This is a genomic window from Roseateles asaccharophilus (assembly GCF_031458115.1).
In the GTDB taxonomy this organism is placed as follows: domain Bacteria; phylum Pseudomonadota; class Gammaproteobacteria; order Burkholderiales; family Burkholderiaceae_C; genus Pelomonas; species Pelomonas asaccharophilus_A.
Genome location: NZ_JAVDXV010000004.1, coordinates 354,535 through 372,599, shown reverse-complemented (window position 1 = coordinate 372,599; position 18,065 = coordinate 354,535). Strand labels below are relative to the sequence as shown.

At 71.5% G+C, this 18,065-nt stretch carries 20 protein-coding genes; all 20 read left to right on the top strand.

Annotated features, from left to right (window positions below; translation table 11 throughout):
* Nucleotides 1-200 precede the first annotated feature (200 nt).
* Nucleotides 201-923, top strand: coding sequence for a lytic transglycosylase domain-containing protein (locus tag J2X21_RS12680; RefSeq protein ID WP_310328946.1), 723 nt, complete (start codon nucleotides 201-203; stop codon nucleotides 921-923).
* Nucleotides 920-2,902 carry an FHIPEP family type III secretion protein gene (locus J2X21_RS12675; RefSeq protein WP_310328944.1) on the top strand — a complete coding sequence of 661 codons (1,983 nt, stop codon included), beginning with the start codon at nucleotides 920-922 and terminating at the stop codon, nucleotides 2,900-2,902. Before J2X21_RS12680 ends, J2X21_RS12675 begins: the two co-directional genes overlap by 4 nt.
* Complete coding sequence (gene sctC, locus J2X21_RS12670) at nucleotides 2,902-4,746, top strand: type III secretion system outer membrane ring subunit SctC (RefSeq protein ID WP_310328942.1); 1,845 nt, start codon at nucleotides 2,902-2,904, stop codon at nucleotides 4,744-4,746. The genes J2X21_RS12675 and sctC overlap by 1 nt, the downstream gene beginning before the upstream one ends.
* A 12-nt stretch (nucleotides 4,747-4,758) precedes the next feature.
* The gene (locus J2X21_RS12665) at nucleotides 4,759-5,772 is read left to right on the top strand and encodes a SctD/MshK family protein (protein ID WP_310328940.1); all 1,014 of its coding nucleotides are present in this window, start codon (nucleotides 4,759-4,761) and stop codon (nucleotides 5,770-5,772) included.
* 38 nt (nucleotides 5,773-5,810) lie between these two features.
* Nucleotides 5,811-6,101: a hypothetical protein gene (locus J2X21_RS12660; RefSeq protein ID WP_310328937.1), complete on the top strand. Its 291-nt coding sequence runs from the start codon at nucleotides 5,811-5,813 to the stop codon at nucleotides 6,099-6,101.
* Nucleotides 6,101-6,502, top strand: coding sequence for a hypothetical protein (locus J2X21_RS12655; protein WP_310328934.1), 402 nt, complete (start codon nucleotides 6,101-6,103; stop codon nucleotides 6,500-6,502). The genes J2X21_RS12660 and J2X21_RS12655 overlap by 1 nt, the downstream gene beginning before the upstream one ends.
* A gap of 127 nt (nucleotides 6,503-6,629) precedes the next feature.
* On the top strand, nucleotides 6,630-7,343 hold the full coding sequence (gene sctJ / locus J2X21_RS12650) for a type III secretion system inner membrane ring lipoprotein SctJ (RefSeq protein WP_310328932.1): 714 nt from the start codon (nucleotides 6,630-6,632) through the stop codon (nucleotides 7,341-7,343).
* Nucleotides 7,336-7,851, top strand: coding sequence for a hypothetical protein (locus J2X21_RS12645; RefSeq protein ID WP_310328931.1), 516 nt, complete (start codon nucleotides 7,336-7,338; stop codon nucleotides 7,849-7,851). The genes sctJ and J2X21_RS12645 overlap by 8 nt, the downstream gene beginning before the upstream one ends.
* Nucleotides 7,848-8,483 carry a FliH/SctL family protein gene (locus J2X21_RS12640; RefSeq protein ID WP_310328928.1) on the top strand — a complete coding sequence of 212 codons (636 nt, stop codon included), beginning with the start codon at nucleotides 7,848-7,850 and terminating at the stop codon, nucleotides 8,481-8,483. The genes J2X21_RS12645 and J2X21_RS12640 overlap by 4 nt, the downstream gene beginning before the upstream one ends.
* Nucleotides 8,480-9,811, top strand: coding sequence for a FliI/YscN family ATPase (locus tag J2X21_RS12635; protein WP_310328925.1), 1,332 nt, complete (start codon nucleotides 8,480-8,482; stop codon nucleotides 9,809-9,811). The genes J2X21_RS12640 and J2X21_RS12635 overlap by 4 nt, the downstream gene beginning before the upstream one ends.
* Nucleotides 9,808-10,278, top strand: coding sequence for a hypothetical protein (locus J2X21_RS12630; protein WP_310328923.1), 471 nt, complete (start codon nucleotides 9,808-9,810; stop codon nucleotides 10,276-10,278). Before J2X21_RS12635 ends, J2X21_RS12630 begins: the two co-directional genes overlap by 4 nt.
* 7 nt (nucleotides 10,279-10,285) lie before the next feature.
* Complete coding sequence (locus J2X21_RS12625) at nucleotides 10,286-11,002, top strand: hypothetical protein (RefSeq protein WP_310328921.1); 717 nt, start codon at nucleotides 10,286-10,288, stop codon at nucleotides 11,000-11,002.
* A complete protein-coding gene (locus J2X21_RS12620; RefSeq protein ID WP_310328919.1) occupies nucleotides 10,999-11,877 on the top strand; it encodes a hypothetical protein in 879 nt (292 codons plus the stop codon). The genes J2X21_RS12625 and J2X21_RS12620 overlap by 4 nt, the downstream gene beginning before the upstream one ends.
* The gene (locus J2X21_RS12615; protein WP_310328916.1) at nucleotides 11,874-12,938 is read left to right on the top strand and encodes a sensor histidine kinase; all 1,065 of its coding nucleotides are present in this window, start codon (nucleotides 11,874-11,876) and stop codon (nucleotides 12,936-12,938) included. Before J2X21_RS12620 ends, J2X21_RS12615 begins: the two co-directional genes overlap by 4 nt.
* Nucleotides 12,935-13,576: a response regulator transcription factor gene (locus tag J2X21_RS12610; protein WP_310328914.1), complete on the top strand. Its 642-nt coding sequence runs from the start codon at nucleotides 12,935-12,937 to the stop codon at nucleotides 13,574-13,576. Before J2X21_RS12615 ends, J2X21_RS12610 begins: the two co-directional genes overlap by 4 nt.
* Complete coding sequence (locus J2X21_RS12605; RefSeq protein WP_310328913.1) at nucleotides 13,573-14,250, top strand: hypothetical protein; 678 nt, start codon at nucleotides 13,573-13,575, stop codon at nucleotides 14,248-14,250. Before J2X21_RS12610 ends, J2X21_RS12605 begins: the two co-directional genes overlap by 4 nt.
* A 237-nt stretch (nucleotides 14,251-14,487) precedes the next feature.
* The gene (gene sctR / locus J2X21_RS12600) at nucleotides 14,488-15,150 is read left to right on the top strand and encodes a type III secretion system export apparatus subunit SctR (protein WP_310328911.1); all 663 of its coding nucleotides are present in this window, start codon (nucleotides 14,488-14,490) and stop codon (nucleotides 15,148-15,150) included.
* Between the two features lies 1 nt (nucleotide 15,151).
* Nucleotides 15,152-15,427 (top strand): type III secretion system export apparatus subunit SctS, encoded by a 276-nt coding sequence (gene sctS, locus J2X21_RS12595; RefSeq protein WP_310328909.1) that lies wholly within the window; start codon nucleotides 15,152-15,154, stop codon nucleotides 15,425-15,427.
* Nucleotides 15,427-16,212, top strand: coding sequence for a type III secretion system export apparatus subunit SctT (gene sctT, locus J2X21_RS12590; RefSeq protein WP_310328908.1), 786 nt, complete (start codon nucleotides 15,427-15,429; stop codon nucleotides 16,210-16,212). The genes sctS and sctT overlap by 1 nt, the downstream gene beginning before the upstream one ends.
* Nucleotides 16,213-16,355: 143 nt before the next feature.
* Nucleotides 16,356-18,044, top strand: coding sequence for a TIGR02594 family protein (locus J2X21_RS12585; protein WP_310328907.1), 1,689 nt, complete (start codon nucleotides 16,356-16,358; stop codon nucleotides 18,042-18,044).
* The last annotated feature ends 21 nt before the right edge of the window (nucleotides 18,045-18,065 follow it).

Below are 18,065 nucleotides of genomic sequence, written 5' to 3'. Positions count from 1 at the left end.
GGAAACCCCCGCGGTGCGTCAGTTGTGACGACGCGTAAACGTGGGGGGAGGCCGCTTGCATTAAAGGAGCAATGTCTACGGACCAGTCAGTTACGTTTGCTTTCAACGGTCAACCTGTCTGAAGACCTTCACCGCATAGTCCGGCCCGTTTCGAGAACTGGGACACGGAATTGCTGCAACACCAAAGCCTTTGCAAGCTCATGGCGACCACCGCGTTGGCGGCCGTCGCCGTGGCCGCACAGGCGCGGCCCGACTGCCGGTCGGCTGCGGCCGAGGACTTGCTGGACGCAGCGCCGTCGGCAGGGGCCGAGGGCTTCGCGCTGACGCGGCGGCTGTGCGCCGCCAAGCTGGTGCGCCGTTCGTCGACCGCTGCATTGCCGGCGCGTGAGCCGGTGGTGGTGCGCGCCGAGCCTGTCACCGCCCAAGCGCGCCCATCCGTCCCGGCGCCTGCTCCGCGCCCGTTGCAGGTGGTCACCACCAGGGACGCGTCCGGCCAGGCCCGCATTCGCACGCTGGCGCCGCTGATGGCCGACGTCGCGCAGCGTCACGACATCGACCCGCTGCTGCTGCACGCGGTGGCGCACATCGAATCGCGCCACCAGAGCCAGGCCGTGTCCCATGCGGGGGCGCGGGGGCTGATGCAGGTGATGCCGGCCACCGGCCGTGGGCTGGGCGTGGCCGATGCGCGCGACCTGCTGACGCCAGAGGCCAACCTGGAGGCGTCGGCCAAATACCTGAAGCAGTTGCAGGCGCGCTTCGGCAACGACCTCGCGCTGGTGCTGGCCGCCTACAACGCCGGCGAGGGCGCGGTGGAGCGCCATGGCCGGCGCGTGCCGCCCTTCGCCGAGACGCAGGCCTATGTGCGCAACGTGCTGGCGGTGTACGCCGAGCTGCGCCGCTGGTTCGGCGGGGGCCGCGCATGAGCAGCCTCAAGCGCGACGGACTGTCGGGCTATTTCGCCGCGGCCGATGTGCCGCGCGAGGGCCTGATCGCGCGCTTCAGCGACCTGTTCCTGGTCACGGGCATCGTGGCCATCGTCGCGCTGATGGTGCTGCCGCTGCCGCTGTGGCTCATCGACCTGCTGGTGGCCGTCAACATCGCATCGGGCCTGGTGCTGCTGCTGATCGCGGTCTACGTGACCGGTCCGCTGGAGTTCTCGGTCTTCCCCAGCGTGCTGCTGATGACCACGCTGTTCCGGCTCGCCTTGTCCATCGCGACGACGCGCATGATCCTGCTGCACGCCGATGGCGGCCACATCATCGCGACCTTCGGCAAGATGGTGGCGGGCGGCAATATCGTCGTGGGCCTGGTGGTGTTCCTCATCATCACCGTTGTGCAGTTCATCGTCATCGCCAAGGGTGCCGAGCGCGTGGCCGAGGTGGCGGCGCGCTTCTCGCTGGACGCGATGCCCGGCAAGCAGCTGTCCATCGACTCCGACCTGCGCTCCGGCCTCGTCGACAAGGACGAGGCCAAGCGCCGCCGCCGCACGCTGGAGCTGGAAAGCAAGCTGCACGGCAGCCTGGACGGCGCGATGAAGTTCGTGAAGGGCGACGCCATCGCCGGCATCGTCATCATCCTCATCAACCTGCTGGGCGGTCTGGCCATCGGCGTGCTGCAGAAGGACTTGTCGATGGCGGACGCGGTGCACCGCTACTCCATCCTGACCATCGGCGAAGGCATGGTGGCGCAGATCCCGGCGCTGCTCGGCGCGATGGCGGCCGGCCTGCTGGTCACGCGCACCAACGACGACGAGCACGACCGCCACCTGGGCGACGCCATCCGCAAGCAGCTGGGCGCCAAGCCGCGCGTGCACCTGATGGCCGCCGGCATCTGCCTGCTGCTGGCCACGGTGCCGGGCTTCCCGCCGCTGGTGTTCGTGCTGCTGGCGCTGGTGTTCGGCGCGGCCGGCGTGATGCTGTCGGGCTGGGGCAAGGACTGGCTGGCCCAGCACCTGCCGCAGCGCAAGCGTGCCCGCCCCGAGCCCGCCGCACTGAAGACCGCGCAGCCGCGCGTGCGGCCGTCCGTGCCGCTGCTGCTGGAACTGCCGCAGCCGCTGCTGGCCGACGGCGGCATGGCGGTCACGCGCGCCGTCGAGTCCATGCTGGACGAGCTGCAGCTGGACCAGGGCCTGCCGCTGCCGCGCGTGGCGTTGCACGGCCGCGTGGGCCGCGACGGCTGGCGCCTGCTTGCGCACGAAGTGCCGCTGTCCGAAGGTGCCCACACGCCGGACGCCTTCGCACTGGCCGAGCAGGTGCGCCAGGCGCTGCGCCGCAACGCCGCGCTGTTCATCGGCATCCAGGAGACCAGCGAGCTGCTGAACCGCGCGCAGGCCGAGCTGGCCGACGTGGTCAAGGAAGTGCTGCGCGCGCTGCCGGTGCAGAAGGTCACGGAGGTGCTGCGCCGCCTGGCCGCCGAGGAAGTCTCCATCCGCAACCTGCGCGACATCCTCGAGGCGCTAGCCGAGGCGGCGCAGCGCGAGAAGGACGTGCAGGCGCTGACCGAGATGACGCGCATCGCGCTGCGCCGCCAGACCCACCACCGCGTCTGCCCGGACGGCGAGCTGAAGGCGCTGCTGCTGTCGCCCGAGCTGGAGTCGCTGCTGCGCGGCGCGCTGCACGTCAGCGGCGGCGTCGCGCAGCTGGCCGTGGCACCCGAGCAGGCGCGCCAGTTCGCCGCCGAGGTGCAGGCCCAGGTCGACGCGCTGCGCCCGCAGGCCATCGTCTGCGCCATCGACCTGCGCGCGCACCTGCGCAAGCTGCTGGAGGTCGAGTGCTTCGACACGCCGGTGCTGTCCTTCCACGAGCTGCTGCCCACGCTGAGGCTGACGCCGCTGCTCCACCTGCCCCCGCCGGGGCAGCCACCTCTCGACGCGCCGCCCCCCGCCGCGCTGCTCGCCGCATGATGTCCACACCCAAGATCGCGGCAGCCGTCACGCTGCTGCTGGCCCAAGCTCTGCCCCTGTCGGCCGCACCGCTGCCCGACGGACTGCGTCCGGTGAAGCTGGAGGCGCGCGACCAGCCCATCGAGCAGTTCCTGCAAAGCCTGTTCTCGGGCAGCGACATCCCGGTCGTCGTCAGCGGCGTGCAGGGCCAGGTCAACGGCCGCTTCGAGGGCCCGCCGGCCAGGCTGGTGCGCGATGTCAGCCGCGCGTACAACCTGCTGAGCTACTACGACGGTGGCGTGCTCTACATCTCGCCGGCCGGCGACACGCAGACGCGCAGCTGGCTGCTCGCGCCGGTCGCCAGCGCCCAGGTGCAGCGCGCGGCGCAGGCACTGCAGCTGCCCGATGCACGCAACACGCTGAAGTCCGGCGACGACGGCGCGCTGCTGGCCGTGGGCGCCAAGCGCTTCGTGCAGCAGGTGGATGAGCTGGTGCGCCAGGTGCGCCCCGCCTCCGCCGCGATGGCCGTCAACGCGTGGGCGCCGCCCGCGCAGGCGCAGCCGCTGCCCGACTACCGCATCTACTACCTGCGCTATGCCTGGGCGCAGGACGTGCCGATGAGCTTCGGCGGTCAGCAGACCACGCTGCCCGGCGTCGCCAGCATCTTGCGCTCGCTGGCCGGCCAGCCCACGCGGCCGCGCCTCGCGCAAGCCAGCGACCCGACGCGTGCGCAAGGCAGCCAGCGGCTGCGCGGTGGTGCCATGCGAGGCACCACCACGCTGGGCCTGGTGGACGAGGCCGCGCCGCGCGGCACCGACGTGCTGGTGGCCGGGCTGAGCCAGGCCGGCTACGCGACGCCGGTGGCCGACCACCCCGAGCCGCCGCCCGCGCCCAACGACTTCAGCCCCCGCATCGAGGCCGACCCGCGCCTGAACGCCGTCATCGTGCGCGACCTGCCCGAGCGGCTGGAGCGCTACGGCGCGCTGATCAAGTCGCTGGACGTGGAGCCGCAGGCGCTGGAGATCGAGGCCACCATCATCGACATCAACACCGACCGCATGCGCGAGCTGGGCATCAACTGGCGCTACAACCGCGGCCTGTCCAGCCTGATGGTGGGCAACGGCACGGCCAGCGACCTGCGCCTGAACGGCCAGCAGGACGTCACGCCCAGCAACCTGGGCGGCACCATCTCCGCCGTCATCGGCGACCGCTACCCCTTCGTGGCCCGCATCACCGCGCTGCAGCGCGACGGCGCGGCCAAGGTCGTCAGCAGCCCGCAGGTCGTCACGCTGTCCAATGTGGAAGCGGTGTTCGACAACAGCTCGACGTATTACGTGCGCGTGGCCGGCCGGGAGGAAGTGGACCTGTTCAACGTGACGGCCGGCACGCGGCTGCGGGTGACGCCGCATGTGTTCAAGGACGACCGGGACGCCGACGGCGTGCCCCGCATCAAGCTGCTGGTGCAGATCGAGGACGGCGGCCTCACGGGCCAGACCGTGGACCAGCTGCCCATCGTCGAGCGCTCCGGCATCAACACGCAAGCGCTGATCTCCGAGGGCGAGAGCCTGCTGATCGGCGGCATGGTGCGCGACAGCTCCAACGCCGGCGTCGACAAGGTGCCGGTGCTGGGCGACATCCCGCTGCTGGGCAACCTGTTCAAGACGCAGCGCAAGGGTGGCCAGCGCGTGGAGCGCATGTTCCTCATCACGCCGCGACTGGCCAGCAGCAAGGCGGCGACCGACGTGATGCAGAAGGCCCGCGAGCCGCTGCCGCAGACCGGCGCCACGGACCTTTCGGCAGCGCCCCCCGAGCCCGTGGCCGTTGCCACGCCCGTCGCCGTGGCCGACCCGGGCCAGCCGCAGTAGGAGCGCATCGCCATGGCCAACAAGTCCAGGACTCTTGTCGACGCGCTGGAGCTGCGCGTGCTGGCCGGTCGCCAGGCCGGTGCCCGCGCGCGGCTGGACCCGCAGCAATCGCTGCTGGTCTGCGGCCTGAATGCGGCCAACCAGGGCGACACGCAGTTCGCCGACATCCTGTTGTCCAGCCAGGTCGACTTCCAGGCGCGCCTGGTGCCCGCCGGGCAAGGCCGCGTGGGCCTGCAGCTGATCTCCGGCGAGGCGCAGCTGGCGGGGCGCGCGCTGCCGGCCGGCAACGAGGTGCGGCCCTGGGCGCCGGGCCAGCCGCTGCAGCTGGGCGATGCCCGTGTGGCCTATGGCCCGGCCGAGGTGGAGCACTGGCCCGAGCCGGTCATGCACGACGGCCCCGAGCTGCTGGCCGGCCCGCGCACGCTGCAGCGCAAGGCCGCCGCGCCGGCAGCCCGCCACCATCCGGTCGTCGAGGGGCTGCTGACGGTGCTGGGCCTGGTCATGGTCATCGGCGGCGCCGCGGTGGCGATGCACGGCGGCACGCTGCGCGAAGCCGGCCGGGCCATCGCCGGCGTCATGCCGGCCACACCGGCGGCCGCGCCCGCCGCACCGCCCGATGCGATGGCGGCGGCGGTCGACGTGTTCCGCCTGCACGGCATTGCCGCGCAGGGCAGCTGGTCGCCCGAAGGCGAGCTGGTGCTGCGCACGCAGGAGCGTGACGGCGCCCGCGTGCAGGCTGCCGCCGCTGCCGCGCGCCGCGACGTGGCGCGCCTGCCCACGCTGCGCGTCGACAACCAGCCGCCCGCCCCCACCGGCACGGCCACCGCGGGCGCGCCGGCGCCGGACGACCCGGCCAAGCGCCTGGTCGCCGTCGTCGACAACGCCGACAGCCCCTACTTCGTCACCGCCGACGGCAGCCGCTACTTCAGTGGCGCGCTGCTGCCCAGCGGCCATCGCGTTGTGCAGATCGCCGAGCGCGCCGTCATCGTCGAGCGCGACGGACTGCGCACGCGGCTGGTGCTCTGAACCCCGGCTTCCCCCACCCCTCCCACCAGGAGTCCACCATGTCCAACACGCTACTCAACGCTCTCGCCTCCACGCCTGCCACCAGCACCAAGTCCAGCAGCGGCGGCTCGTGGTTCGAAGCCATGGCCGATGCCTGGGGCCAGGCGCTGGACAAGCAGGCCGCCAACATCGAAACCAAGTCCGCCGCAATGAACACCGGTGGGGACAAGCCTGCCGACGTGACCGAGCTGACCGCGATGTCGCTGAAGATGAGCTTCCTGGCGAGCAGCTCGCACACCGCGATCTCGACGGTGGGCTCCGCCCTCGAAACCATGGCCCGCAAGCAGTGATGACGTCCGGCCTCGCCATTGCGCCGGCCGCGCTGCAGGACGTGCAGCTGGGCGCGGGCGCGTCGTTGTCCCGGCTGGCGCAGCTGGCACCCGGCGGCGACGCCGCCGGCTTCGAGCGCGCGCTGGCGAGCGTCCAGCAGCGCATGGACGTGCGCGCCACCGAGTCAAGCGCGCAGGCCATGCAGCGCCTGGTGCAGCCGCTGGACCACATCAACGCCGAAGCCGCTTCGCTCGGGCGCGACGCCCGCGCGGCCGCGGCCTCGGGCCAGGAGCTGACGCCCGGCGAGCTGGTCAACCTGACCGTGCGCTGCCAGGAGTTCATGTTCCATTGCCAGTTGACCTCGAACATCGCGAACCGCACGTCCGAAGGTCTTCAACAGCTGTTCCGGCAGCAGTCCTGAAATGAACACCGAAGACCACCACGGAGACACGGAGACACAGAGGCGAGCACAGAGAAGCAATGCCCTTCTCTGTGTCTCTGTGCCTCTGTGGTTGCATCTTCCAAGGAAGGTGTCGCGCAGCCTGGCCGTGCTTGCCCTGGCCAGTCAGCTCGCCGCCTGCGGCGACCAGACGCTCTACGCCAAGCTCGACGAGCGCCAGGCCAACGACATGGTCTCCACGCTGCGCCTGGCCGGCGTGCAGGCCAACAAGCGTGCCAAGGAGGACGGCTTCGAGGTGCTGACCGCCGAGGCCGACTTCGCCCGTGCAGTGCAGATCCTGAAGGCGCAAGGCCTGCCGCGCGAGGATTTCGACAGCCTGGGCAAGGTGTTCAAGCGCGAGGGCTTCGTGTCCACGCCGGTGGAGGAGCGCGCGCGGCTGATGCATGCGCTGTCGCAGGAGCTGTCGCACACGCTGACCAGCATCGATGGCGTGCTGCAGGCGCGCGTCACGCTGGTGGTGCCCGAGCGCCATCCGCTGTCCGACAAGGTCCAGCCCTCGTCGGCCTCCGTGATGATCAAGCACCGTCCCGGCTTCAATGTCGAGGCGCTGCTGCCCAAGGTGCGCGCGCTGGTGGTCAACAGCGTGGAGGGCCTGCCCTACGAGAGCGTGTCGGTGGTGGCCTTCGCGGCGGAGCCCGGCCCGGCGCTGCCGCCCACGCCCGACAACCGGCCCGAACCCGCGCTGGCGATGGCCATCACGCTGGGCGGCGTCAGCCTCGGTGCGGCCGGCTGGCTCGCATGGCGCCGCCGCCGCGCGGGCGAGCAGGATCAGCCGGCGCTGCAGGGAGCCACCCATGACTGAGCGCCGCCTGCGCGCGCGCATCGCGCGCCACCTGCTGGACGACGCGCCTGCGGAGGCGCGCACCTTGAGCTGGTCGCAGCTGGATGCCGCGCCCGCGTGGCTGGCATTGGAGCGAGCGGAGCTGCAGGCGCTGGCGCTGCGCTGCGGCTCCGTGCTGGCCGCGCCGGCGCTGCGCCTGTGGATCGCCGGGCCGCTGCGTGAGCTGGCGCGCTCGGCGCTGGGCCCCACCTGGTGGCGCGCGTTGCGCAGCACGCCGGACTGGCCGCCGTTGCCGGCTGGCCTGCCCGCCCCGCTGGCCGACTGGCCCCAGGTCGGCACGCCCGAGGAGCTGGCCCAGCAGTTCTCCGAGGCCGGCTGCGCCGTGTTGCTGGCCGGCGTGCCGCATGGCGCACTGCGGCATGCGGCCAGCCGCCGGCTGGGACCGATGGCCGCCTGGGTCATGCCGCAGGCAACGGCACTGGCCGTGCTGGGCGAGACGCTGGCCTTGCAGCAGCGGGTGGCCGCATGAGGAGCTTCATGCTGTGGCAGCGCGATGCGCAGTCCCGCGTGGGCATTGCATCCGACCGCCGCGTGCTGCGTGCGGCCGAGGTGCCGGCGCTGCTGCGCGCGCAGGAGCTGCTGGACGAACTGCACCACCTGGCGGCCGACGAGCAGCGACGCGTGAGCGCGGCATGCGATGAAGCCCGTGCCGAGGGGCTGGCGCAAGGCCTGGCCGACGCCCAGGCGCAGTCGCGTGCTGAGGTCGACGACGAGATCGCACGGCTGGCGCGCGCGCACGAGCACCTGCGCCAACGCCTGCAGCACGATGTGGCGGCGCTGGCGCTGGATGTGTTCCAGAAGCTGCTCGGCCAGTTGCCGGCCGACGAACGCCTGGCCCGCCTGGCCTTGCAGGCCGCGCGCGAACTGCTGCCGGCGCGCACCTGGCGCCTGCACGTGCATCCGTCGCAGCTGGGCAGCCTGCGCGCCGCGCTGCAGGCGGTGGATCCGGGCGACCAGGCAGGTCTGGCCGGCGCCGAGATCCTGGCCGACACCGAGCTGGCTGATGGTGATTGCCGCCTGACCACCGAGTTCGGCACCGCCGACGCAGGCCTCGCTACCCAGGTGCAGCGCCTGGCTCGTCACTGGACATCGCAGCCGTGAGCCCCGCCCTGAGCGCCATCGCCACCGACGGCCTGCGCCGCAACCTGCAGCGCGTGCGCACCGTCGCTACGCTGGGCCGCGTCGTGCAGGCCGGCGGCACGCTGATGCGCGCCACGGGTGTGCAGGCGCGCGTGGGCCAGAGCTGCCGCGTGTTCGACGCGCTGCATCCGCACGAGCCGGGCCTGCTGGCCGAGGTCATCGGCTTCCAGGGCCATGAGGCGGTGCTGGCACCGCTGGGATCGCTGCAAGGCCTGCCCGTGGGGGCGGCGGTGGAGGTGCTTCAGGAGGTGGCGCAGTTGCCCAGCGGCAAGGGCCTGCTGGGCCGCGTCATTGATGCCTTCGGTCAGCCGCTGGATGGCGGCCCGACGCTGGATGACTTGCCGCGCGTGCCGCTGTACCGCGATGCGCCGTCGCCGCTGCAGCGCCGCCCGGTGCACGAGCCGCTGGTGTGCGGCGTGCGCGCCATCGACGCGCTGCTGACCGTGGGCGAGGGCCAGCGCCTGGGCATCTTCGCGATGGCCGGCGGTGGCAAGTCCACGCTGCTGGGCATGCTGGCGCGCAGCACGCGCGCCGAGGTCAATGTCATCGGCCTCATCGGCGAGCGTGGCCGCGAGGTGCGCGAGTTCCTGGAGGACAGCCTGGGCGCCGATGGCCTGGCGCGCTCGGTGGTGGTGGTGTCCACCTCCGACCGGCCGGCGCTGGAGCGCGTGCGCGCGGCGCATGCGGCCACGGCCATTGCCGAGGGTTTCCGTGCGCAGGGTGCGCGCGTGGTGCTGATGATGGATTCGGTGACCCGCTTCGCGCGCGGCCTGCGCGAGCTGGGCCTGGCGGCGCACGAACCCGCCGTGCGGCGCGGCTATCCGCCGTCTGTCTTTGCCGAACTGCCGCGGCTGTTCGAGCGCGCCGGCAACGACGCGCACGGCTCCATCACCGCGTTCTACACGGTGCTGGCCGAGGACGAGGAGGGCAGCGATCCGGTCGCCGAGGAGGTGCGCTCCATCCTGGACGGCCACCTGGTGCTGTCGCGCGCGCTGGCCCAGGCCCAGCACTACCCCGCCATCGACGTGCTGGCCAGCGCCAGCCGCGTGTTCACGCGCGTCACCACGCCAGAGCAGCAGCGAGATGCGGCCCATCTGCGCGCGTTGATGGCGAGGCACAAGGAGGTGGAGTTCCTGCTGCGCGTGGGCGAGTACCAGGCCGGCAGCGACCCGCTGGCCGATCAGGCCATCGAGCGGCTGCCGCAGATCAAGGCCTTGCTGCAGCAGGGCTCGCACGAGATCAGCGACTGGGACGGCTGCCTGCAGCACCTGCGGGAGATCGTGTCGTGAGCCTCTCGAGAGAAGACGGTCGCCAGTGGCTGCGCCTGCGCCAGCTGCGCGTGCTGCGCGCCCGCACGGCGCTGGCGGCGGCCCAGGATCAGGAATGCCAGGCGCTGGCGGTGGTGGCCGAGCGTGAGGAGCGCATCGCGCAGGGCCGGATGCGCTTGTCCGCGCTGGCGCTGCACTGGGGTGGCGAAGGCAGCGTGGACATGCCGCGCTGGGGCCGGCAACTGCAGGTCCATCGCGACGCCGTGGCCGAACGCCTGGAGCGCGACGAGTACGCGCTGCTGGACGAGCAGGAGACGCTGGAGCAGGCGCGCGCGCTGGTCGCGCAGCGCCGCGCCGAGCTGGCACGTGCCCAGGCCCGCGAGTCGGCGGTCGACGCGACGCTGAAGGACCAGCGCCGCGTGCTGCTGCTGACCCGCGAGCAGCAAGCCGAACTGGAGGCGGAAGACGCCTGCCGCCCCTTGCATTGACGACATCGTGATCGCACTGAATCTCTTCTCATCACAGGCCAGCGCAGGGACCGACGTCGCGCCGCTCGAGTCCGGGGAGCTGGACTGGCGTGGCGCCTATCTGCGTGTGCAGGCACAGGAGCCGGCGCCGCTGGCTGCGGTGTCGTGCGATGCACGTGTGCCAGACCAAGCCCCGCAACCGCGCCAGTGGCCGGACACCTCGGAAGTGATGTTGCAGCCCGAGCTGCAGCAGAGCCCCTGGCCCGTTCTGCCGCAGTTCGTGCAAGCCAGGCCATCGCAGCCCGACGCGCGGCCTGCAGTGTCGGCGGTGTCGCGCGCGGAGGCCCCGGAGCCCCAGTCGCCGGCCGTGCCGCAGCCATCACTGCTGCCCCGGGTTCCTCAACTGCCGCCCGAGCCGTCACTCGCGCCGACGCCGCAGGGGCCCACGGTCACGGTGCAGCGCATCGAGGCGCTGCTGTCGCAGCAACCGCTGCCGCCGTCGCGCGTCTGGCAGGTCGAGCTGTCGGCGGCTCAGCCCGGCTGGCAGCTACGCGTGGAGCAGCTGCAACCCCAGGCGCCGTTGCGGCTGGACCTCAGCGTGCCGGCCGCGCTGCAGCCGCAGGCGCGCCGCCAGCTGGCCGAGCTGGACAAGCGATTGCGCGAGGCCGGCCACGATGTGCTCGGCGTCCGCCTGCACGACAGCCCGCGTGTGCGACGCCAGCGTGTGGATGAGGTGCCCTCATGACCAGCATCACATCCATCCAGGCGCTGAACCCGGCCGAGACCTGGCAGGCCTGGCTGCAGCAGGCCGCCAACGAGACCGAAGCTGCGCCCGCCGGCGAAGCGCATGCGCCGGAGCAGCCCGCAGCGGCCGCACCGGCGCCGGCCGCTGCCGTCGCACCCCAGGCCCTGGGACCGCTGGCCGCGCCAGCCGAAGCCCATGCTGCAGTGCTACCGATGGCCCCGGTGCTGCTGACGCCGCTGAGCCTGCAGCAAGGGCCCGAGTTGCGCTGGCGCGTGCAGGACGGTTCGGCCTGGCGCCACCTGTTCGACATGGCCGGTGACGATGACGAGGTCGCCACCGACTCCGAGCTTCCGGACGAGGTGCCCGAGCCGGCCGCTGACGCCATGCCGGCCTGGGCCGTGGCGCTGATGGACCGACTGCGCGAAGCCGCCGTGGCGCCGGATTCAGCCTTGCGCATGCGCGCCGCGCTGCAGTCCTGGCGCGTGGGCCTGCCGGTGCTGCTGGCCAGCCCGGCCGGCCTGGCCAGCCTGCAGCCGGGCCGCGATGCGGCCAGCTGGTGCTGGCGCCGCTGGCCCGCGCGCTGGCGCACGGCACGGCCTGTCACCGGCGAGCGCTGGTGGGCCGTTCGCGTGGGCCTGGCGGCGCAAGGGCGGCCGCGCACGCTGCGTGAGTTGGATGCCGGCTTGCGCCTGGCACCCGGCCAGGTCAGTTGCGAGCTGCGGTTGGATGGCATCGCACCCGGCATTGCGCAATGGGCCGAGGTGCTGGTGCAGGCCCCGGCCAGCCCGGCGCTGCGCACGCTGCTGGGGGCGCGGCCGTCGCTGACCTGGCTGTTGTGCAGCCAGCCGCTGTGGCCGAAGGAGGACGTTGCATGAACCGCATGGATGCCGACCTGCTGCATGCGCTGGGTGACCTGGACGAGGCGCTGGCCATCCTGGATGGCGACTTCCTTGTTGCGCTCAACGCGCCGATGGAAGCGCTGCTGCCGGGCGAGCCTGGCGGCCTGGCGGCGGACTGGGCCGAGCCCTTGCATGGCCTCGCCAGCGCGCTGGCCGCGCCGCTGGGCCAGCGCTGCCGCTGCGGCGTCAGCGGCGAGTACGTGGCGCAGCGTGTCGCGCTGGATGCGCGCCATGTGCTGCTGCGCCTGCAGGATGAGCGCGCGCGGCTGCACCACCTGCAGCGCCAGCTGGATGATCGCGAGGGCTTGCTGTTCACGTCGCGCTCGTTGACCGTCAGCGAGATGGGCAGCGTGCTGGCGCACGAGCTGAACCAGCCCATAGGCGCGACGGCCAACCTGCTGCGCGGCCTGAAGCTGCGGCTGGCGCGCCGCCATCCCGACGACGTCGACGAACTGGCCGCGCTGGACAAGGCCGTGGCGCAGGTCAGCTATGCGAGCCAGATCATTGGCCGGGTGCGTGAGTACACGCAGTCGCGCCAGCCCAAGGTCGAATCGCTGGACCTGGTGGCGCTGGTGCACCAGAGCCTGGCGCTGCTGGACTGGGATCTGCAGCGCGAGGCCGTGAGGCTGGAGCTGGACCTGCCGCGTGACGGCGTGCCGGTGCAGGGCGACGCGGTGATGCTGCAGCAGGTGCTGATCAACCTGCTGCGCAACGCGCTGGATGCGTTGCGGCTGGACCGGCCGGACGACCCGCTGATCGATATCTCGCTGCAGGTGGCCGGCGGCCGCGCCGAGCTGCGCGTGGGCGACAACGGACCCGGCATCACGCCGCAGACCGAGGCCCGCCTGTTCCTGCCCTTCAGCTCCACCAAGCCCAACGGCATGGGACTGGGGCTGTCGATCTGCCGCTCGCTGATGGAGATGCACCAGGGCCGCCTCTGGTTCACGCGGCGTGAGGCCGGCGGCTGCTGCTTCCACTTCGCGCTGCCCGTGCTGGCGGCCGCGACGAATCAACCTGTTCTGGAGAACACCGCATGACACCCCGACAGATCTACGTGGTGGACGACAACAACGAGTTCCGCGACTCGCTGCGCTTCTGGCTGGAAGGCTTCGGCTGCCAGGTGCGCGACTGGGGCGACCCGCGCGATGCGCTGCAGTCGCTGGCCCGCGTGGCTGTGGGCACGACCTGGCCCGAGTCCACCTGCCTGATGCTGGACGTGCGCATGCCCGAGCTGTCGGGGCTGGACCTGCACGACGCGCTGCGCGAGCGCGGCATCCACCTGCCCGTCATCTACATGAGCGGCCACGCCGACGTGCCGCTGGCCGTCGCCGCGATGCAAAAGCGCGGTGCCGTGTCGCTGCTGGAGAAGCCGCTGGACGACACGGCGCTGTCGGCCGCGCTGGATCGCGCGTTCGCGCCGGCCGATGTGGACACCGCCATCGACACCGACGTGGAAGGCTCGCGCGAGGAGTTCGAGCGCCGCGCTCAGACGCTGTCGCCGCGCGAGCGCCAGGTGCTGGCGCTGGTGGTCAAGGGCATGATGAACAAGAACATCGCGGACGAGATCAAGCTGTCGCTGAAGAGCGTCGAGCTGTACCGCTCGCGCGGCATGCGCAAGATGAAGTGCCGTTCGATCACGGAGCTGACCCGCATGATGGTCAGCCGTCGCGCATGAGTTCGCTGCCGCAAGCCGCCAGCCAGGCGCTGGGCTGGCATTTCCTGTCGGGGGCGGCGTCCTTGAGCATCAGTGCCGACGACTTTGCGCCGCGTGAGCTGCCGCCCTGCGCGGCCGAGGCGGCCGTGGTGCTGGACCTGGCCGGCGAGCTGCTGGACGGGCTGGCGGCCGCCGGCCTGGCGCCCGATGCGCGCTGGCAGTGGGTGGCGCAGGGCGGTGGGTTGTCTGGGGCGCAGGCTCAGGCCCTGTGGCGCGGCACCGAGGCGCAGGCGCGGCTGACGCTGCCGTGGGCGGCGCTGCGTGCGCTGGCGGAGGCGCCCGACGTGCCGGGCCTGCTGTGGCAGGCCACGCCCGCCGAGCATCTGCTGGCGCAGTGGCAGCTGGACGACGACGAGGTCGCCGCGCTGGAGTCCGGCGGCCTGCTGCTGCTGGAGGCGCCGGTGTGCGGCCGGATGCGCGCGCGTGGCGAGGCACCCGAGGGCTTGACCTGGCAACTGGTGTCGCGCTGGGAGCAGCCACTGCCGGCCGCCCTCGTCATGGGCTGGCAAGGGCCGGCTCCGTTGCCGCCCGCGCCCTGCCAGCTCATCGAGGCGGCGCGGCCCGATGCCGTGCGCGCCCGTGGCCGGCTGCTGCCCTGGGGCAGTGGTCATGCCTTTCGTATCGACACGATCTAGGCCCAGATCCGGCAGTTGACCGCTCGCTACTTCTCCAAAGTCTCGATGCCTGATTCCCTTGGTCGTTTTGCAATGTTCGGCGCGCCGGTGAATACCGCTGCCTGCCCGCTGGCCTGGCGCTTCGGCCCGCCGGCAGCGTTGCTCCTCCTCGCGGGCACCAGCCCGCTTCGTCGTCGCGCCTTGCCCGCAGGCCGCCTCGCCAGTCCCTCGGGCGCGCCCAACTGCCGGATCTAGGCCATGGACCTCAGCAGCTTCACGCCGGCCTCGGCCCTCATCACCGTCGTCCTGCTCGCGCTGGCGCCGTTTGTGGCGGTCATGGTCACGTCCTTCACCAAGCTGGTGGTCGTGCTCAGCCTGCTGCGCAACGCGATGGGCCTGCAGCAGGTGCCGCCCAACGTGGTCATGAACGGCCTCGCGCTCATCCTCAGCATCTATGTGATGTACCCGGTGGGCGTGCAGATGCAGGAGCGGTTGACCGCCATGCCCACGGTCGCGGCCAAGTCGTCCACCAGCGACCTGCTGGCCGCGGCGGACCTGGCCAAGGAACCGCTGCGCGAGTTCCTCATCAAGCACAGCCGCCCCCTGGAGCGCGCCTTCTTCCTGAAGACCGCGCAGCGCAGCTTGTCCGAGGAACAGGCCAAGGCGCTCACCGAGCGCGACTTCCTCGTCATCGTGCCGGCGTTCACGGTGAGTGAACTGACGGTGGCGTTCGAGATCGGCTTCCTGATCTTCCTGCCCTTCCTCGTCATCGACCTGGTCATCTCCAACATCCTGATGGCCATGGGCATGCAGATGCTGTCGCCCACCACCGTGTCGCTGCCGTTCAAGCTGCTGCTGTTCGTGCTGATCGACGGTTGGGTGAAGCTGACCCACGGCCTCGTGCTCACCTACCAGACCTGACATGAACAGCGAAGTCATCCAACTCACGCAGCAGGCCCTGTGGCTGGTGCTGTTGCTGTCCGCGCCGCCCATCATCGTGGCGGCCGTCGTGGGGCTGCTGATCGCCTTCGTGCAGGCGGCCACGCAGCTGCAGGAGCAGACGGTGCAGTACGTGGCCAAGTTCTTCGCCATCGTCATCACCATCTTCATCACGGCCTCGCTTCTGGGCGGCAGCCTGTACCGGCTGGGGGACAAGGTGTTCAGCGAGTTCCCCGGCCTGGTCAAGATCAAGCATTGATGTACGAGATCTGGGTCAGCTCGCCCGCAGATGCGGCGCTGCTGCTGGGCCTGTCCACGATGCGCGTGGCGGTGGCCTTCCTGCTGATCCCGCTGTTCACGCAGGACCTGATCCCGGCGCTGATACGCAACGCGCTGTTCATCGCGCTGGCGCTGCTGGGCCTGCTGGTGCAGGACATCAAGCCCATGCAGCTGAGCGCGTTGCAATGGGCACAGCTGTTCGGTCGCGAGGCCATGCTGGGCGCGGCGCTCGGCTTCCTGTACGCGGGGCTGATGTGGTCGTTCGAGATGGCGGGCCAGCTCATCGACACCAAGGTGGGGTCGTCGCAGGCCCAGGTGCTGGACCCGCTGTCCGGCCACCAGACCTCGCTGACCGGCGCCTTCCTCGCGCGGCTGGCGAGCTGGGTGTTCATGGCCTCCGGCGGCTTCATGCTGTTCGCGGCACTGCTGCTGGACAGCTACGCGCTGTGGCCGCTGCACGGTGATTGGCAATTGCTGCCGCGCGGCATGCTCGCATTCGAGGCGGAGTTCGGCCGCATGCTGCGGCTGGCGCTGATGGTGGCGGCGCCGTCGCTGGTGCTGCTGTACCTCGTGGACGGCGTGCTGGGCCTGATCAACCGCTATGCGCAGCAGCTCAACGTGTTCAGCCTGTCCATGTCGCTGAAGGCCGTCGTGGGGCATCTGGTGCTGCTGCTGCAGCTGGGCAGCCTCGTCACGCTGATGAACGACGAGCTGCTGGCGCGGCCGGGCATCGTGCGCGATGCGTTGCGGCATCTGTTTGGTTAGGGTCTGCGAACGCCACGGTGCGTGCCGTTCACTGACCCTTGCGGCCGACCCTAGCGGCGACACGTTCTGAAACAGCGGCACCCGCAATTGCCGCGCCGGCGCGGCTGGCCTGAAATGGAGGCCACTACCGCACAGGGGTTGCCATGATCTCGTTGAACCGCGCCGACACGGCCCGCAGCACCACGCACGATGCACCACCGGGCGACGGCCCCGGCGTCGTCGTACAGCCGGGCGACACGCTGCAGCGCATTGCCGCCGAGCAAGGCGTGCCGCTGCAAGCCCTGATCGCCGCCAACCCGCAGCTGCGCAACCCCGATGTGATCTACCCCGGCACGCGGCTGGCGCTGCCCGAGGCGGGCCGCCACACGGTGAAGCCGGGCGACACGCTGCACGCGATCGCGCAGCAGCACGGCGTGGGCCTGCAGGCGCTGATCGCCGCCAACCCGCAACTGCGTGACCCGGACCGCATCCACCCGGGCGACACCCTGCGCCTGCCGCCGCGGCAGGCGGACGAAGTGCGCAGCACCGGCCAGGCGCTGAAGGCGCTGGTGGACACGCTGCTGCCGCTGTACGTGATGAACCCCGCCTACCAGAAGGCCACCTACAACACGGCGGTGGCCATCGGCAACATCGTCATGACCTCGCGCACGCACACCCACGACGTGGCCGTGCCCGACGGCCACCTGCTGCGCGGCACCGCCAGCGAGCTGCTGGCAGACCAGCAGCGTGGCGCGCCGCTGGATCTTCGCCGCTTCACCGACCCAGCGCTGGGCTCCGACGCGCTGGCCGCCATCGTCATCGGCAGCGCCGAGGGCACGCGCCGCCCGGACGGCGGCTTCACGCGCGCCTTTGGCGGCCACACCGACCCCGGCAACGCGGTGCACAACCGGGGCTCGTTCTCCTACCAGCATGCCGCGAGCAGCCCCGCCGATGCCGACCGCCGCCAGCTGCAGACGCTGCAGGGGCGCCTGCCCGCCTATGAGGCGGCCGCGCGCGCGGCCGGGCTCAACGCCAATGATCCGCGCCTGGCGTCGGCCTACCTGGACCTCTACAACCAGTCGCCCACCGCCGCGGCGCGCTTCCTGAACCAGATGGGCACCTTGGCCGGCCAGCCCATCACGGCCGGCAGCATCACCGACCTGCGCGTGAACAGCTTCGTCGACGCCAGCACGGGCGAGCGCTTCCGCCTCGCCAATGGCGGCCAGGCCGGCAGCGGCTTCGTCAACATCGCGCGCAACCAGCTGGGCCGGGAGCCCACCGAGGCGCAGGTTCAAGCCGTCATCCGGGCCGACCAGCAGCGCCGCACGACGGCGGTCGAATCGGCGTTGAACGCGCAAGGCCTGCTGGCTGCCGCTCCCGCTGCAGCGGCGCCGGCGGCCGGCGGCGCGCCGCGCTGGCTGCAGATCGCGCGTGGTGAACTGGGCACGAACGAGGTCCGCGGTGCGCGCGACAACGCCCGTGTCGTCGAGTACCACCAGACCACGACGCTGCGCGCCAACGATGACGAGACCTCCTGGTGCTCTTCCTTCGTCAACTGGACGATGGAACAGGCCGGCGTGCGTGGCACCGACAGCGCCGCCGCGCGCAGCTGGCTGAACTGGGGCCGGGCGGTGCCCATCGATGCGGCGAGCGTGCGGCCCGGTGACGTCATCGTGTTCCCGCGCGGCAACAACCCGGCGCAAGGCCATGTGGCCATCGTCGACGAGGTGCTGGCCAACGGTCGCGTGCGCGTGGTGGGCGGCAACCAGTCCAATGGCGAAGGGCAGCCGGATGGTGTGACGGAATCGGTGCGATCTCTCGCCAGTGCGATCGGCGTGCGCCGCGCGCCGTGACGACAGGCGTCGCCCATTTCA

What these genes read in the sequence shown, in the direction of transcription:
- J2X21_RS12680 (WP_310328946.1), top strand. Translation starts at nt 201, where the DNA reads ATGGCGACCACCGCGTTGGCGGCCGTCGCCGTGGCCGCACAGGCGCGG.
- J2X21_RS12675 (WP_310328944.1), top strand. Translation starts at nt 920, where the DNA reads ATGAGCAGCCTCAAGCGCGACGGACTGTCGGGCTATTTCGCCGCGGCC.
- sctC (WP_310328942.1), top strand. Translation starts at nt 2,902, where the DNA reads ATGTCCACACCCAAGATCGCGGCAGCCGTCACGCTGCTGCTGGCCCAA.
- J2X21_RS12665 (WP_310328940.1), top strand. Translation starts at nt 4,759, where the DNA reads ATGGCCAACAAGTCCAGGACTCTTGTCGACGCGCTGGAGCTGCGCGTG.
- J2X21_RS12660 (WP_310328937.1), top strand. Translation starts at nt 5,811, where the DNA reads ATGTCCAACACGCTACTCAACGCTCTCGCCTCCACGCCTGCCACCAGC.
- J2X21_RS12655 (WP_310328934.1), top strand. Translation starts at nt 6,101, where the DNA reads ATGACGTCCGGCCTCGCCATTGCGCCGGCCGCGCTGCAGGACGTGCAG.
- J2X21_RS12645 (WP_310328931.1), top strand. Translation starts at nt 7,336, where the DNA reads ATGACTGAGCGCCGCCTGCGCGCGCGCATCGCGCGCCACCTGCTGGAC.
- J2X21_RS12640 (WP_310328928.1), top strand. Translation starts at nt 7,848, where the DNA reads ATGAGGAGCTTCATGCTGTGGCAGCGCGATGCGCAGTCCCGCGTGGGC.
- J2X21_RS12620 (WP_310328919.1), top strand. Translation starts at nt 10,999, where the DNA reads ATGACCAGCATCACATCCATCCAGGCGCTGAACCCGGCCGAGACCTGG.
- J2X21_RS12615 (WP_310328916.1), top strand. Translation starts at nt 11,874, where the DNA reads ATGAACCGCATGGATGCCGACCTGCTGCATGCGCTGGGTGACCTGGAC.
- J2X21_RS12610 (WP_310328914.1), top strand. Translation starts at nt 12,935, where the DNA reads ATGACACCCCGACAGATCTACGTGGTGGACGACAACAACGAGTTCCGC.
- J2X21_RS12605 (WP_310328913.1), top strand. Translation starts at nt 13,573, where the DNA reads ATGAGTTCGCTGCCGCAAGCCGCCAGCCAGGCGCTGGGCTGGCATTTC.
- sctR (WP_310328911.1), top strand. Translation starts at nt 14,488, where the DNA reads ATGGACCTCAGCAGCTTCACGCCGGCCTCGGCCCTCATCACCGTCGTC.
- sctS (WP_310328909.1), top strand. Translation starts at nt 15,152, where the DNA reads ATGAACAGCGAAGTCATCCAACTCACGCAGCAGGCCCTGTGGCTGGTG.
- sctT (WP_310328908.1), top strand. Translation starts at nt 15,427, where the DNA reads ATGTACGAGATCTGGGTCAGCTCGCCCGCAGATGCGGCGCTGCTGCTG.
- J2X21_RS12585 (WP_310328907.1), top strand. Translation starts at nt 16,356, where the DNA reads ATGATCTCGTTGAACCGCGCCGACACGGCCCGCAGCACCACGCACGAT.